The sequence below is a fragment of the Micromonospora sp. DT231 genome (assembly GCF_049847025.1).
In the GTDB taxonomy this organism is placed as follows: domain Bacteria; phylum Actinomycetota; class Actinomycetes; order Mycobacteriales; family Micromonosporaceae; genus Micromonospora.
The window spans coordinates 416,774-430,826 of the sequence record NZ_JBNCNO010000003.1 but is presented as its reverse complement, the minus strand read 5'-3'; the positions used below and the strand labels follow the sequence as shown (position 1 = coordinate 430,826).

At 71.5% G+C, this 14,053-nt stretch carries 12 protein-coding genes and 1 pseudogene; 8 read left to right on the top strand and 5 right to left on the bottom strand.

Annotation, left to right across the window (positions count from 1 at the left end):
• Positions 1–37: 37 nt before the first annotated feature.
• Complete coding sequence (locus ACPXBU_RS10090; protein WP_425757843.1) at positions 38–889, bottom strand: peptidase M23; 852 nt, start codon at positions 887–889, stop codon at positions 38–40.
• Between the two features lie 410 nt (positions 890–1,299).
• Here ACPXBU_RS10090 and ACPXBU_RS10085 point away from each other — a divergent pair, with 410 nt between their 5' ends.
• From ACPXBU_RS10085 to ACPXBU_RS10070, 4 genes are all read left to right on the top strand, one after another.
• Entirely contained in the window at positions 1,300–2,220 is a 921-nt protein-coding gene (locus tag ACPXBU_RS10085) for a proteasome assembly chaperone family protein (RefSeq protein ID WP_355423646.1), read from the top strand.
• Between the two features lie 37 nt (positions 2,221–2,257).
• Positions 2,258–3,055, top strand: coding sequence for an exodeoxyribonuclease III (locus ACPXBU_RS10080; RefSeq protein WP_425757842.1), 798 nt, complete (start codon positions 2,258–2,260; stop codon positions 3,053–3,055).
• A 38-nt stretch (positions 3,056–3,093) separates the two neighbouring features.
• The gene (locus ACPXBU_RS10075; protein WP_425757841.1) at positions 3,094–3,411 is read left to right on the top strand and encodes an antibiotic biosynthesis monooxygenase family protein; all 318 of its coding nucleotides are present in this window, start codon (positions 3,094–3,096) and stop codon (positions 3,409–3,411) included.
• 323 nt (positions 3,412–3,734) lie between these two features.
• A complete protein-coding gene (locus ACPXBU_RS10070; RefSeq protein ID WP_425757840.1) occupies positions 3,735–4,610 on the top strand; it encodes an alpha/beta fold hydrolase in 876 nt (291 codons plus the stop codon).
• 209 nt (positions 4,611–4,819) lie between these two features.
• On the opposite strand, the gene ACPXBU_RS10065 is transcribed toward ACPXBU_RS10070, so the two are convergent.
• Both ACPXBU_RS10065 and ACPXBU_RS10060 read right to left on the bottom strand, forming a co-directional pair.
• Positions 4,820–5,485 (bottom strand): class F sortase, encoded by a 666-nt coding sequence (locus ACPXBU_RS10065; protein ID WP_425757839.1) that lies wholly within the window; start codon positions 5,483–5,485, stop codon positions 4,820–4,822.
• A 344-nt stretch (positions 5,486–5,829) separates the two neighbouring features.
• The gene (locus ACPXBU_RS10060; RefSeq protein ID WP_425758007.1) at positions 5,830–6,552 is read right to left on the bottom strand and encodes a hypothetical protein; all 723 of its coding nucleotides are present in this window, start codon (positions 6,550–6,552) and stop codon (positions 5,830–5,832) included.
• A gap of 208 nt (positions 6,553–6,760) precedes the next feature.
• Between ACPXBU_RS10060 and trmB the strand changes: the two genes are divergently transcribed.
• The 4 genes from trmB to ACPXBU_RS10040 all read left to right on the top strand — a co-directional run bounded on the left by trmB (position 6,761) and on the right by ACPXBU_RS10040 (position 11,961).
• Positions 6,761–7,390, top strand: a complete 630-nt coding sequence (gene trmB / locus ACPXBU_RS10055) for a tRNA (guanosine(46)-N7)-methyltransferase TrmB (RefSeq protein WP_425758006.1) — start codon at positions 6,761–6,763, stop codon at positions 7,388–7,390.
• A gap of 169 nt (positions 7,391–7,559) precedes the next feature.
• Positions 7,560–10,073: a DEAD/DEAH box helicase gene (locus ACPXBU_RS10050; protein ID WP_393367538.1), complete on the top strand. Its 2,514-nt coding sequence runs from the start codon at positions 7,560–7,562 to the stop codon at positions 10,071–10,073.
• Positions 10,074–10,229: 156 nt separating this feature from the next.
• The gene (locus ACPXBU_RS10045) at positions 10,230–10,874 is read left to right on the top strand and encodes a hypothetical protein (protein WP_425757838.1); all 645 of its coding nucleotides are present in this window, start codon (positions 10,230–10,232) and stop codon (positions 10,872–10,874) included.
• Positions 10,875–11,061: 187 nt separating this feature from the next.
• Entirely contained in the window at positions 11,062–11,961 is a 900-nt protein-coding gene (locus ACPXBU_RS10040; protein WP_425757837.1) for a hypothetical protein, read from the top strand.
• Positions 11,962–12,084: 123 nt separating this feature from the next.
• On the opposite strand, the gene ACPXBU_RS10035 is transcribed toward ACPXBU_RS10040, so the two are convergent.
• Both ACPXBU_RS10035 and ACPXBU_RS10030 read right to left on the bottom strand, forming a co-directional pair.
• Positions 12,085–13,032, bottom strand: a complete 948-nt coding sequence (locus ACPXBU_RS10035; protein ID WP_393367533.1) for an ABC transporter substrate-binding protein — start codon at positions 13,030–13,032, stop codon at positions 12,085–12,087.
• Between the two features lie 248 nt (positions 13,033–13,280).
• Positions 13,281–14,051, bottom strand: a pseudogene (locus tag ACPXBU_RS10030) (ABC transporter ATP-binding protein); the annotation flags it as partial.
• Between the last annotated feature and the right edge of the window lie 2 nt (positions 14,052–14,053).

Genomic DNA, 14,053 nt, shown 5'->3' with positions numbered 1-14,053 from the left:
ACAGCCTCAACCCTGACCATCCACAGTGGGCGGAAGACTACCGCCCCGCCGGCACGATGGCGTCGACGACCCGGGTGGCCCGCCACTCGTGCTGCTGGTAGTACTCGGGGTACGCGGAGACCTGCACCGCCTGGGCCGCGTCGGTGAGTCGCATCCCCTGCCAGCCCGGCACCTGCTCCAGCGCGGAGAGGAACTGCCGGGTGGCGAACTCGGGGTCCATCAGCCGGTCCACCGGGCCCCAGCCGCTGCTGGAACGCTGCTGGAACAACCCGACCGAGTCGTGATCCCAGCCGACGCCCTGGTGCGGGTGGTTCTGCGACTCGGGCAGCACACCGCTGGCCACGTTGTAGAGGTTGCTCTCCTGCATGGCGGTGGCGACCGCGATCACCAGACCCCGGCGGGGCACCCCCATCTTGCGGCCGGCGCGCACGATCGCCTCGGCGTTCTCCATCTGGTCCTCGTCCAGCCCGGCGACCGGCGCCGGTTTGGTCGGGCGGGCCGGGGCGGCCTTGCGGGCGGGTGCCGCGGTGTCCGGGTCGGCGGGGGTCGCCGTGGCGGACGGCGCCGGGGCAGCGGCGGTGCGGTCGAGACCACGGGAGGCGGCACCCTGCTGCTCGGCGCGCTGCGCCAGCTCCGAGGTGGCGGGCGAGCCGGATCGGGTCGCCGCGCCGGGCTTCTCGTCGCAGACCTGGGCCACGACGGTCAGGCCGAGGCAGCAGACCACACCGGTGGCCAGCGCCACCTGGGCCCGGCGTCGACCGGTCAGGTCCCGGACGTACGCCCGGAGTCGACTCGCGGCGGTTGTCCGTTCGGCTGAGGTGCCATCCTCCGTATCGGCAGTATCGCTGCTCGGGGCGTACGGGTCGTCGAGGGTGCCGTCGTCACGCATCAACCGAGGCTAGGCAGAGAGAAACCCCGATCACGCACGGTGATCACGTGGTGATTGCCACAGATCGGTGCCGTACTGGTGGACGACCCGGGCGGGTCGACCCGCCCGGGGAACATTCCTCGCGTACCGGATGAACCCGGCGGCGCACCCAGGCCGACACGGCCGGTGACAGGCCCCGACATCCGACCCTGGGGCCTGACATGATCGACAAACTGGGCCGTTGGGCCGAACCAACCCTCCGCCGATCGGCCGACCGGCGGCGTAATCAGGCGAATAGTCCGGTCACGCCCATCCCCCGGGCGACGGATCGCCCGGCGCAGGAATGCACCAGGATGGCGGGTACGTTGCCCGAACGGGTGCTCTCCATCGCGACGGCACCCCGCAGGCACATTTCAGGGAGGTCCGCACCGGTGCTCGACCCACACGAGCTCTACCAGCTCACCGACGATCTGCCCGACCTCGGGCAACCGGTCCTGATCCAGGCCCTCACCGGGTTCGTGGACGCCGGCAACGCCAGCCGGCTGGCGCGCGAGCAGCTGCTCACCTCGCTCGAGGGTCGACCGATCGCCACCTTCGACGTCGACCAGCTCTTCGACTACCGGTCGCGACGACCGGTGATGACCTTCGTCGAGGACCACTGGGAGAGCGTCGACGCGCCCAAGCTGGAGCTGCACCTGCTGCACGACGACGACGAAACCCCGTTCCTGTTGCTCACCGGCCCCGAGCCGGACCTGCAGTGGGAGCGGTTCGTCGCCGCCGTGGCCGGGCTGGCCGCCCGCCTGGACGTCCGGCTCACCGTGGGGCTCAACTCGATCCCGATGGCGGTGCCGCACACCCGGCCGACAGGTGTGACGGCGCACGCCACCCGCCCCGAGCTGATCGCCGGATACGAGCCCTGGCTGCAACGCGTCCAGGTGCCCGGCAGCGTCGGCCACCTGCTGGAGTTCCGCCTCGGCGAGCAGGGCCGCGACGCGTTGGGCTTCGCCGCCCACGTGCCGCACTACGTGGCGCAGACCGAATACCCGGCCGCCGCCGAGGTGCTGCTCACCTCCGTGTCGCGCAGCACCGGGCTGCTGCTGCCCGGCGACGGGCTCCGCTCGGCCGCCGAGGTGGTCCGGGTGGAGATCGACCGCCAGGTCGCCCAGACCGAGGACGCCGCCGCCCTGGTCCAGGCCCTGGAGGAGCAGTACGACGCGTTCGCCCGTGGTCGGGGCGAGAAGAGCCTGCTCGCCCCGGACGCCGGGCCGCTGCCCACGGCCGACGAACTCGGCGCGGAACTGGAACGGTTCCTGGCCGAACAGACCCGTCCCGGCGACACCCCGGGCAGCTGACCCGGCGCGCCGGGGGCGGATGCGGCAGGCTGGGGGCATGCGCCTGGCGACCTGGAACGTCAACTCGGTGAAGGCCCGCCTCCCCCGGCTGCTGGAGTGGCTGGCCGACACCGGGCCGGACGTCGTCTGCCTGCAGGAGACCAAGTGCCCGGACGGCGCCTTCCCGGTGACCGAGGTGGGCGAGCTGGGCTACACCGTGGCCAGCCACAGCGACGGCCGGTGGAACGGGGTCGCCATCCTGTCCCGGGTCGGGCTGGACGACGTCCGGGTCGGGTTCGCCGGTGAGCCCGGCTTTCCCGACCCGGAGGCCCGCGCCATCTCCGCCACCTGCGACGGGGTCCGGGTCTGGTCGGTGTACGTACCCAACGGCCGGACGCCCGACGACCCGCACTACGCGTACAAGCTGGCCTGGTTCGCGGCGCTACGCGACGCGGTGGAGACCGAGCTTGCCGGTGGGCTCCCGCTGGCCGTCTGCGGCGACTTCAACGTCGCCCCGACCGACGCCGACGTCTGGGACCCGGCGGTCTTCACCCACTCCACCCACGTCACCCCGGCGGAGCGGGCGGCCCTCGCGGCACTGCGCGACCTGGGCCTCGTCGACGTGGTCCCGACCCCGATGAAGGGGCCACACCCCTTCACCTACTGGGACTACCGGGCCGGGATGTTCCACCAGAACAAGGGCATGAGAATCGACCTGGTGTACGCGTCCGCGCCGTTCGCTCGCGCGGTCGGCTCGGCCTACGTGGACCGGGAGGCCCGCAAGGGCAAGGGCCCCTCCGACCACGCCCCGATCGTGGTCGACGCGGAGCTGGTGCCCGCGGTCGAGGGGTTCTGAGTGGCTGTCGGGGCGTTCTGAGTGGCTAGGGTGGACAGATGGCAGTCGTGAAGATCAACGCAATCGAGGTCCCGCCCGGTGCTGGCGCGGAGTTGGAGAAGCGGTTCGCCGCCCGGGCCGGCGCGGTGGAAAACTCCCCCGGCTTCCTCGGCTTCGAGTTGCTCCGACCGGTGGCCGGCGAGACCCGCTACTTCGTCTACACGAGGTGGGAGAACGAGGAGGCGTACCAGGCGTGGGCCGCCGGCCCGTCGCGAGCCGCCCACGCTGCCGCTCCCGGCGAGAAGCCCCGACCGCCCGTCTCCAGCGGGGCGAGCCTGCTGGAGTTCGAGGTGGCCCTCCACGTCCCCCAGCCCTAGCCACCTCCCCGCCGGCCTCTCGGCACGCAGGCGGCCCACGCCATGATCGTGCTCGATCCTGGATCCAGTCCCCTCCCGGCGGCGCGATGCCACTACATCCTGGTTCGAGCACGATCTTGAGCATCAGCCGTCCCGCAGCTCAACCGTCGAGCAGGCCACTCCCCTGCATGCCGAGAGCGCCGCACCATGGCCGAATCGCACCGGGCCGGACGTCTCCGTTGATAGCGTCGAGGCGGCCCGAGCGGTAGCCGGCCACCAGTTGCCCTGCCCGCCCTCCCACGCCGTTGGCTCAGGGCGCATCCCGAGGCGCGGGGGTCCTGCCCATGTTCGACGGGTTCGAAGAGTTCGACATCGCCACGTCCGGCGCGACGATCCACGGCCGCCGGGGCGGCACCGGGCCACCGGTGCTGCTCCTGCACGGCATTCCCGAGACACACCTCATGTGGCATCAGGTCGCGCCACGTCTCGCCGAGCACTTCACAGTCGTCGCCACCGACCTGCGAGGTTGGGGCGACAGCGGCACACCGCCGAGCACGCCCGACCACGAGCCGTACGGCATGCGCGCCATCGCCCGCGACCAGATCGAAGTGATGCGGAGTCTGGGTCACGAGCAGTTCCGCCTCGTCGGCCACGATCGCGGGGCCCGCTGCGCGTACCGTCTCGCGCTGGACGCACCGGACGCCGTCACCCGGCTGGCCGTCCTGGACGTCGTGCCGGTCGGCGACGTCTACAACCGCGCCGACCGGGCGTTCAGCCTCTCCTACTGGGTCTGGTCCTTCCTGGCCGCGCCGGCCCCGGTGCCCGAGCGGTTCATCGACGCGGCACCCGCCGTGCTTGTCGACTTCATGCTCGACACCTGGCCCGAGGTGAAGGACGCCTTCCCACCCGAGGTGCGCGCGGCGTACGTCAGGCAGTTCAGCGACCCCGCCAGGGTGCACGCGATCTGCGAGGAGTTCCGCGCCGCCGCGACGCTCGACTACCAGCAGGACGAGGCGGACCGCGGCAACCGGAAGATCACCTGCCCGGTGCTGTTTCTCTGGAGTCAACGCGGACAGGTCGCCAAGCTCTACGACGACCCGCTCGCCATCTGGCGGGAGTGGGCCGACGACGTACGCGGCCAGCCGGTCGGAGTCGGGCACTTCATCCCCGAGGAAGCCCCCGACGAGACCACCCGCCAACTCCTCGCCTTCCTCAGCTGACGCCGGGCCCACCTGCGAGCGTCGGCGGGTTGATCCACTCGGCTTCAACGAAACCGGGCCGTCCCGGTAGGCCCGACACCCCGACTTCAAGGACCCCGAGTCGATCAAGCAGGAGCCACCGAGCCAGGCAGGCAGACAGGCTGGCTGGCTGGCCCGGCCGGGTAGGCGGGCTGGCCGGGCTGGCGGGCTGGGGTCCCGGCGGGCTCCGCTCAGGGCTTGCGGGAGGACTGGATGGTGGCGAAGGCGATCACGTTGTCGGCGTAACCGGTGCGACCGCCGATGAACTGGCCGCCGCAGGTGATCAGTCGCAGCCCGGCGGGGCCGTCGTTACCGTAGATGCGTTCGGCGGGCAGCCGGTCCTTCGGGAAGTGCTCCACGGTGTCGACCTTGAAGGTCACCGTCGACCGGTCCGCGCGAGCCACCTCGATGAGGTCGCCCGGCTTGAGTTTGCCCAGTTCGTAGAAGACCGACGGGCCGCTCTTGGTGTCCACGTGCCCGACGATCACCGCCGGACCGGGCTCGCCGGGCGTGGGGCCGCGGTCGTACCAGCCGGTTTCGTTGTGCCGCTCCAGCGGCGGTACGGCGATCGAGCCGTCCCGCGCCTGCCCGACGGGCGCCACGGGCGCGGCCACCTTGATCGCCGGGACGGTGAGGCGTACCGGGCGACTGGCCGACAATCCGGCCGACTCGCTGCGTGCTGGCCGGTCACCACCGGCCGGGGCCAGGTCGAACGGGCCGACCGAGCGGCCCAGCCCTGCCCCGGTGGCGAAGACCCCCACCAGCACCAGCACCACGGCCAGCGGCACCGACCAGGGGCTGCGGCCGGGCGGACGACTGCGCCGCGGCGTCACGGCGGTCGCCGGGCGAGCAGCCACCGCCGGGCGACCCGAAGCCGGCGGGCGACCCGAAGCCGGCGGGCGACCCGAAGCCGGCGGGCGCTCCTCCGGCCAGCCGTCGTCGGCCGGCAAGCTGTCGTCCTCGGGCCACCTGTCGTCCGCCGACAGGCTGTCGTCCTCGGGCGGGCGGCCATTTTCGGGCGGACGCCCCGCCCCGGGCGAACGACCACCAGCGGGTGGACGACCACCAGCGGGTGCACGACCACCAGCGGGTGCACGACCACCAGCGGGTGCACGACCACCAGCGGGCGGCAGGAAACCGAAGGCGGCCGGCGGGCGGGAGCCGGCCGGCGGCGGCGTGGGGCGGAAGATCTCCATGGCGGTCAGTGGAGTCCGATGCCACGGGCGGCGCGTGGCCGGCGTAGCGCCAGCACGGCGAGGATCAGGCCGGAGACCGTCAACGCCGCGCCAACGGGCAGCAGCAGTTTGCCGGTCACGCCACCGGCACCGCCACCGAAGCCGGTGGCCGGGCCGCGACTCGGATAGGTCGGGACCTTCTTCACCACCTGGAGCATGGTCGAGGCCGTCTCGCCGTTGCGGCATTCCAACTTGACCCGGTAGTTGCCGGGTCGGGTACGGTCCCGCACCATCGGCGCGGCGGTGAGCAGCCCGTGCTGCGGCTGCACGCCGACCGCGCCGAACGCGTCGGAGACCACCGTCGCGCCGACCGAGTTGTCCCCGCAGCTCGCCCGGATGCCGACCAGGTAGCCGGGCTGCACGGTGCTCGGGCTCACCTCGACGAAGATGTCCACCGGCGGGTCAGGTTGCGGCTGGCCGTTCGACGGTCCAGGCTGAGGCGCGGCAAACACCGGGACAGCAGCCACCGGCGCAGCAGCCACCGGGACAGCAGCCACCGGCGCAGCAGCCACCGGGACAGCAGCCACCGGGACAGCAGCGAACACCGGCGCAGCGGCCACCGGGACAGCCGCGAACACCGGCGCAGCGGCCACCGGGACAGCAGCGAAGACCGGCGTGGCGGTCAGCAGGGGGCCGGCGAGGACGGTCAGCACCGACAGGGTCACGCCGCCGCGGGTCACTGTCACGATGCCCCCTCTCGACGCCGCGCGGCCGGGTCGGGCAGCGGAGCACCCGACCTGCCGTACCAGTTGGATCCTCTCATTTCCGGTCGCACATCACATCCGATTCGCTGGCGGCGTCGCGTAGGCTCGGTTGGCTGTGACCGCCACCGAACATGACCCCGTCGTCCCGCCCGTGAGCCGGACGATTCGGACGTTCCATCCCCGCCGGGGCCGGATGAGCGACCGGCAGACAGATGCGCTGGGCCGGCTCTGGCCCGCGTACGGCCTGGATGTTCCGGACGGACCGGTCGTGCCCGTCGACCTGGCCGACCTGTTCGGTCGCCGGGCCCCGGTGGTGCTGGAGATCGGTTCGGGCATGGGCGACAGCACCGCCGCGATGGCTGCCGCCGACCCGGATCGAGATTATCTGGCGGTCGAGGTGCACACGCCGGGAATCGCCAACCTGCTCGACCTGGCCGACCGGCTTGGCCTGCACAACGTACGGGTGGCTCAGGGTGATGCGTTGTCCCTGGTCAGCGGCCTGCCCACGGATGTGTTGGACGCCGTACACGTCTTCTTTCCGGATCCGTGGCCGAAGGCCCGCCACCACAAGCGGCGGATCATCCAGCCGGCGCAGGTGGCGTTGCTGCGGTCCCGGCTGCGGCCCGGTGGCACGCTGCACTGCGCCACCGACTGGGCCGAGTACGCGGAGGCGATGCGGGAGACCCTCGACGCGGACCCGGAGTTGGTGGACGCGTACGGCGGCTTCGCGCCGCGTCCGGCGCACCGGCCGGTGACGAAGTTCGAGCGGCGGGCGATCACGGCCGGCCGACCGGTCGCCGACCTGCTCTACCGCCGACGGTGACCGGCGCGACGCCCGAACGGACCGGCGCGACGCCCGAGCGGACCGGCGCGACGCCCGGACGCGGCGGCGCGACGCCCGAGCGCGGCAGGGCGTCCGGGACGCCCGGACGGGGGTCCGGTGGACGCCGGGTTGGCGGAGCGGGGCATGATCCAGGCACCATGGACGGGATATGACGCTCACCGCCGCGCTGCCGACAAGCGCCGACCCCGACACCCTCTTCGACGCGTTCGCCGGCTGGGCGAAGGAGCGCGGCCTCGACCTCTATCCCCACCAGGAGGAGGCGGTCATCGAGATCGTCTCCGGCGCCAACCTGATCATGAACACGCCCACCGGCTCGGGAAAGAGCCTGGTGGCGATCGCCGCGCACTTCGCGGCCCTCGCCGACAGCCGGACGACCTTCTACACCGCGCCGATCAAGGCGTTGGTGTCGGAGAAGTTCTTCGCCCTCTGCGAGGTCTTCGGCGCCGAGAACGTGGGCATGCTCACCGGCGACGCCAGCGTCAACGCCGACGCCCCGATCATCTGTTGCACGGCGGAGATCCTGGCCAACCTGGCGCTGCGCGAGGGCGCGAAGGCCGACGTCGGCCAGGTGATCATGGATGAGTTCCACTTCTACGCCGAGCCCGACCGGGGTTGGGCCTGGCAGGTGCCGATCATCGAGCTGCCGCAGGCCCAGTTCATCCTGATGTCCGCGACGCTCGGGGACACCACCCGGTTCGTCGACGACCTGACCCGCCGTACCGGGCGGCCGACCGCCGTCGTGCGCACGGCGGAGCGGCCGGTCCCGCTGATCTTCTCGTACGCCATGACGCCGCTGCACGAGACACTGGAAGAGCTGCTGGAGACCAAGCAGGCCCCGGTGTACGTCGTGCACTTCACCCAGGCCGCCGCGCTGGAACGCGCGCAGGCGCTGATGAGCGTCAACGTCTGTTCCCGGGCCGAGAAGGACATGATCGCCGAGGCCATCGGTGCCTTCCGGTTCACGTCCGGCTTCGGCAAGACGTTGTCCCGGTTGGTCCGGCACGGCATCGGCGTGCACCACGCCGGCATGCTGCCCAAGTACCGCCGCCTGGTGGAGACCCTCGCCCAGGCTGGCCTGCTCAAGGTCATCTGCGGCACCGACACCCTCGGCGTCGGCATCAACGTGCCGATCCGCACCGTGCTGTTCACCGGCCTGTCCAAGTACGACGGGGTCCGTACCCGGCTGCTCAAGAACCGGGAGTTCCACCAGATCGCCGGGCGGGCCGGTCGGGCCGGGTACGACACCATCGGCCGGGTCGTGGTGCAGGCCCCCGAGCACGTCATCGACAACGAGAAGGCCCTCGCGAAGGCCGGCGACGACCCGAAGAAGCGGCGCAAGGTGGTCCGCAAGAAGCCGCCGGAGGGCTCGATCGGTTGGGGCCAGCCGACCTTCGACCGGCTCGTCGACGCCGAGCCGGAGCCGCTGACCTCCAGCTTCCAGGTCAGTCACTCGATGCTGCTCAACGTCATCGGCCGGCCCGGGGACGCGTTCGGCGCGATGCGGCACCTGCTCACCGACAACCACGAGGAGCCCGCCGCCCAGCGCCGGCACATCCGCCGGGCGATCGCCATCTACCGGGCGTTGCGCGCCGGTGGGGTCGTGGAGGAGCTGCCCGAGCCGGACGAGACCGGCCGGCGGATCCGACTCACCGTCGACCTCCAGCTCGACTTCGCGCTCAACCAGCCGCTCTCCCCCCTCGCGCTGGCCACCATCGAGCTGCTCGACGCCGAGTCCCCGTCGTACGCGCTCGACGTGCTGAGCGTGATCGAGTCGATCCTCGACGACCCCCGGCAGATCCTGTCCGCGCAGCAGTTCAAGGCGCGCGGCGAGGCGGTCGCCGCGATGAAGGCCGAGGGCATCGAGTACGAGGCCCGCCTCGAGCTGCTCGACGAGGTGACTCACCCGAAGCCCCTCGCCGAGCTGCTGGAGGCCGCGTACGAGATGTACCGGCAGGGCCACCCGTGGGTCGCCGACCACCAGCTCTCCCCCAAGGCCGTCGTCCGCGACATGTTCGAGCGGGCGATGACCTTCACCGAGTACGTGCAGTTCTACGGCCTGACCCGCTCGGAGGGCCTCGTCCTGCGCTACCTGGCCGACGCGTACAAGACGCTGCGCCAGACCGTGCCCGAGGACGCCAAGACCGAGGAGCTGATCGACCTCATCGAGTGGCTGGGCGAGCTGGTCCGCCAGGTCGACTCCAGCCTCATCGACGAGTGGGAGCGGCTGCGCAACCCGTCCGACGTGGCCGAGGTGGCCCAGGCGCACGCCGCGCTCACCGACCGGCCGCCCGCGGTGACCCGCAACGCGCGGGCGTTCCGGGTGCTGGTGCGCAACGCGCTGTTCCGCCGCGTGGAGCTGGCCGCGCTGCGCCGCTGGGACCTGCTCGCCGAGTTGGACGCCGGCGACGGCTGGGACTACGACGCGTGGGCCGACGCGCTGGCGCCGTACTTCGAGGAGTACGACTCGATCGGCGTCGGACCGGACGCCCGGGGCCCGGCACTGCTCATGATCGAGCAGGGCCGGGAGCGGTGGACCGTCCGGCAGAGCTTCGACGACCCCAACGGCGACCACGACTGGGGCATCAGCGCCGAGATCGACCTCGTGGCCTCCGACGAGGTCGGCGCCGCGGTCGTCCGGATCACGGACGTCGGCCAGCTCTAGCAGCCGTCTCGACAGGGGGTCGTCCGCACGCCGGGCGGCCCCCTTTGTCGTGTTTTCCGCACCCCCGTTTTCGCTGGGCGATGTCAGACCCGTCGATTAGAATGTATGTACTAATCGAGTTCCTGACCTGCAGGATTACGACTAGGGAGGACGCCCGTGACCGCTCCCGCCTCCACGCCCCTCACCCCGTACGCCACGCTGCTCGGCTTCACCCGCTACGTCGACCGCACCGGCCCCACCAAGGCGACCTTCGTGGGTGGGCTGCGCAAGCAGCGCGCCAGTCGGTCCGGCTTCAACCCGCACGGCCAGTTCGTCAAGGCGCTCAAGGCCGACATCGCCTTCCACACCGGCGGCACGCACCTGACCGGGGTGGACGACGTGGTCAAGCCACGCTGGCGCCCGCTCTACCAGGCGCTCGTCCCCGGCGCCACGGCCTGGCTGCACTCCCTCGGCGAGCCGGCCGCCGTCGATCTCGCCCAGACCCGCGACGCCCTGGCCATGCTGGGCGACCTGCCCGTCAAGATCAACCCCCACTTCGGGGTACGCCACGCCGACGGTCGCGCCGAAGCGGTCCGCCTGCACTTCGACGAGACCCCACCGAGCGAGGAATCGGTGCTCGCCACCCTGCACCTGATGGCCCGACACATGGACGCGGTGCTCCCGCACGCCGAGCCGGTCCTGGTCGACGTCCGCCGTGGCCAGGCCCACCGCATGCCCAGCGACGCCAAGCCCGACCAGATCGAACGCTGGCTGTCCGGCGAAGCCGCCGCCTTCCGCGCGATCTGGTCCACCGCCGCCTAACTCCTCCCCTCCCCCCCTCCACTCCACGCCCCCACCCAAGATCCGCGCAACTTCGGGGATGCTGCTGCTTCGGATTGCCCGGAGGCAGCAAGAACGGCGAAGTTGCGCGGATCTTGGTCTGCACGCCCTCGCACCGAGTTATCCACAGGGGCTGCCGGCGAACGCGAACACCGGTCAAGGTGTCGTCATGCCTGTTTCCCCTCGACGGCCGGCGAGTCTGCAGGGACGCATCTTTCGCGGCTCCCGCGTCGTTGCTCAAGGCCTGCTGACCCGGACGGAGCTGCGCAGTACGGCATGGCGCCCGCTGTTCCGGGATGTCTACGCCGATGCCCGGCTGGCGGTAACCCACCGCACGCGTTGTGCCGCCGCGGCGCGGTGGGTTCTGCCGCCGGGTGTAGCGATCGCGGGTCGCAGTGCCGCGACGCTCTATGGCGCAGCGTCGATCGCCGACCACGAGCCCATCGACGTGCTGGTGCCTGCCGGCCAGAGGTTCGGTCCGGTCTCGGGGCTCGTCGTGCACACCGGGGCGATCGCCGCGACTGACGTGGCGGTACGTCATGGCATCCCGCTGACTACACCGATGCGCACGTGTTGGGACCTGGCCCAGTGGCTGCCGACGGAGGATGCGGTGGCCATCGTGGATCGTCTCGCCGGCCAACGGCTGGTGGCGCTCCCTCGGCTGCGCGCGGACTCCCAAGGATGGATCGGCAAACGGGGTTGGAAACGGATGGTCCGTATGGCTGAGCTGGCCGACGCGGGCGCGGAGTCGTTTCCAGAGTCTCGGCTCCGCGTGCGGATAGTGCTCGCCGGCGTGCCGGCGCCCGTGACGCAGTTCGTAGTCGAGCGCGACGGGAGGTTCGTGGCCCGTCTCGATCTGGCGTGGCCGCAGCTCAAGGTCGCCGTCGAGTACGACGGGGTGTGGCATGACGATCCCGAGCAGTTCCACCGAGACCGGCGCCGCCTCAACCGCCTGCTCGGTGCGGACTGGATCGTTCTGCACGTTACCGCTAAACGATTTCGGGAGGACTTCGACGGCTTCCTGACCGAACTTCGCCAAGCCCTGACGTCCCGATCTCAACCTCGCTGACCCAGACGCCCCAAGATCCGCACAACATCAGGGATCCTGCTGCCCGAATGGCTCATGAGGCAGCAGTTTCACCGAACTTGCGCGGATCTTGGGGACGGGACGCGGGCACGGGCGTGCGGCGTGTTAGGCGGCGGGGAGGTACTTGGCGAGGTCGTCGAGGATCTTGTTGGCGGCGCCGACGCCGATGCCGGTCATCCAGACCTCGTCGGAGACGGAGTACGCCTTGCCGGCCTTGACCGCGCCCAGACCCTTCCAGAGCGTGCCGCCGGCCACCTTGGCCTGCTCGGCGGCGGCCTTGTCGCCGTACGCGGTCACGAAGATGACGTCACCGTCAACCTCGTTGACCCGCTCGGGGCTGACCAGGTCGAAGCGCTTGTCCTCCTTGTTGGCGAGCAGCTGCCGCTCGGGGCGCCCCAGTCCGGTGTCGCCGAGGACGATGCCGGAGAAGGAGTCGGGGCCGTACACCCGGATGTTGCCCGGGAGGAAGCGCACGATCGACACCTTGCGCGCGGCGGCGTCGCCGAGGGTCGCGCCGAACTCCTTGGCCCGCTTCTCGTACGCGCCGAGCAGGTCCTTGGCCTGCTGCTCGCGTCCGAGCGCCTTGCCGTCGAGGAGGAAGTTGTCCTTCCAGGTGATGCCCACCTTGTCGGTGAACACGGTCGGCGCGATGGCGGACAGTTCGTCGTAGAACTTCTCCTGGCGGAACTTGCTGCCGAGGATGAGGTCGGGCTTGAGTGCGTTGATCGCCTCCAGGTCGGGCTCGGCGAGCACCCCGACCGTCTTGATGGTGGCGAGTTTGTCCGCGCCGAAGTAGGTCGGCCAGCTCTTGGCCTCACCTGCGGTGGCCGCGCCGACGGGCGTGACGCCCAGCGAGAGCGCCGTGTCGATCTTGTCGGTGTCGAGCACGACGACGCGCTTGGGGTCCGCCGGGACCTTTGTGGTGCCCATGGCGTGGGTGATCTCCCGGGTCTCCCCGGTGGTGGAGCCGGCGACCGGGTCGCTCTCACCACAGGCGGTGAGACCGACGCCGAGGGCGACGGCCACGGTGAGAGCGGCGACGAGACGACGCATCAGAGTCCTTTCGAGGGGTACGAGCCGACGAGCGGGGTGGCCGCGTCGCCGGTGGTGGCGGGTCAGGCGTCCGGTACTGACGCTTTCGACGAATCGGGGTCGTCCGCGTCGACGGGCGTGGTGCGCGGCACGGCACGGGACGGCTGACGCGGTCCGGCGACCGGGCCGCGAGACGTCCCCGCCGCGGCGGGCGCGTCGGTGGACGACCGGATCGGGTCGGTGGACGACCGGATCGGGGAGTTGCCCCCGGTGTGGGCGGGCACCACGAGCGGCGCGCCGGTCACCGGGCAGGGCACGACCACGCAGGCCAGCCCGAAGACGTCGCGGACCAGGTCGGCGGTGAGGATCTCCCGGGGCGGTCCGGCGGCGACCACTGCGCCGTCGCGCATCGCGACCAGGTGGTCGGCGTACCGGGCGGCCTGGTTCAGGTCGTGCAGCACGGCGACCACTGTGCGACCCCGCTCGACGCGCAGCCGGTGCAGGAGGTCCAGCACCTCCACCTGGTGGGCCAGGTCGAGGAATGTGGTCGGCTCGTCCAGCAGCAGGGCGTCGGTGTCCTGGGCGAGCGTCATGGCGATCCACACCCGCTGCCGCTGACCGCCGGAGAGGCTGTCCACCGGCCGGTCCGCCAGGTCGGTCACGTCGGCCAGGGCCATCGCCTCGTCCACCGCCGCGCCGTCCTCCGACGACCACTGCCGCCACCAGCGCTGGTAGGGCTGCCGGCCGCGGCCGACCAGGTCCGCCACGGTGACGCCCTCGGGCACCAGCGGGCTCTGCGGCAGGACGCCGAGCCGGCGGGCGACCTCCCGGGTGGGCAGGTCGCGGATCGCGGTGCCGTCCAGCAGCACCGTGCCCCGGCGCGGGTTGAGCAGCCGGGCCATCGTGCGCAGCAGGGTGGACTTGCCGCACGCGTTCGGCCCGACGATCACGGTGAACGCGTCGGTGGGCAGGTCCAGGTCGAGGCCGTCGAGCACGGTCCGCTCGTCGTAGCCGGCGACCAGGTCGCGGGTGGAGAGCATCA

What these genes read in the sequence shown, in the direction of transcription:
- ACPXBU_RS10090 (WP_425757843.1), bottom strand. Translation starts at nt 889, where the DNA reads ATGCGTGACGACGGCACCCTCGACGACCCGTACGCCCCGAGCAGCGAT.
- ACPXBU_RS10080 (WP_425757842.1), top strand. Translation starts at nt 2,258, where the DNA reads ATGCGCCTGGCGACCTGGAACGTCAACTCGGTGAAGGCCCGCCTCCCC.
- ACPXBU_RS10075 (WP_425757841.1), top strand. Translation starts at nt 3,094, where the DNA reads ATGGCAGTCGTGAAGATCAACGCAATCGAGGTCCCGCCCGGTGCTGGC.
- ACPXBU_RS10070 (WP_425757840.1), top strand. Translation starts at nt 3,735, where the DNA reads ATGTTCGACGGGTTCGAAGAGTTCGACATCGCCACGTCCGGCGCGACG.
- trmB (WP_425758006.1), top strand. Translation starts at nt 6,761, where the DNA reads ATGAGCGACCGGCAGACAGATGCGCTGGGCCGGCTCTGGCCCGCGTAC.
- ACPXBU_RS10050 (WP_393367538.1), top strand. Translation starts at nt 7,560, where the DNA reads ATGACGCTCACCGCCGCGCTGCCGACAAGCGCCGACCCCGACACCCTC.
- ACPXBU_RS10040 (WP_425757837.1), top strand. Translation starts at nt 11,062, where the DNA reads ATGCCTGTTTCCCCTCGACGGCCGGCGAGTCTGCAGGGACGCATCTTT.
- ACPXBU_RS10035 (WP_393367533.1), bottom strand. Translation starts at nt 13,032, where the DNA reads ATGCGTCGTCTCGTCGCCGCTCTCACCGTGGCCGTCGCCCTCGGCGTC.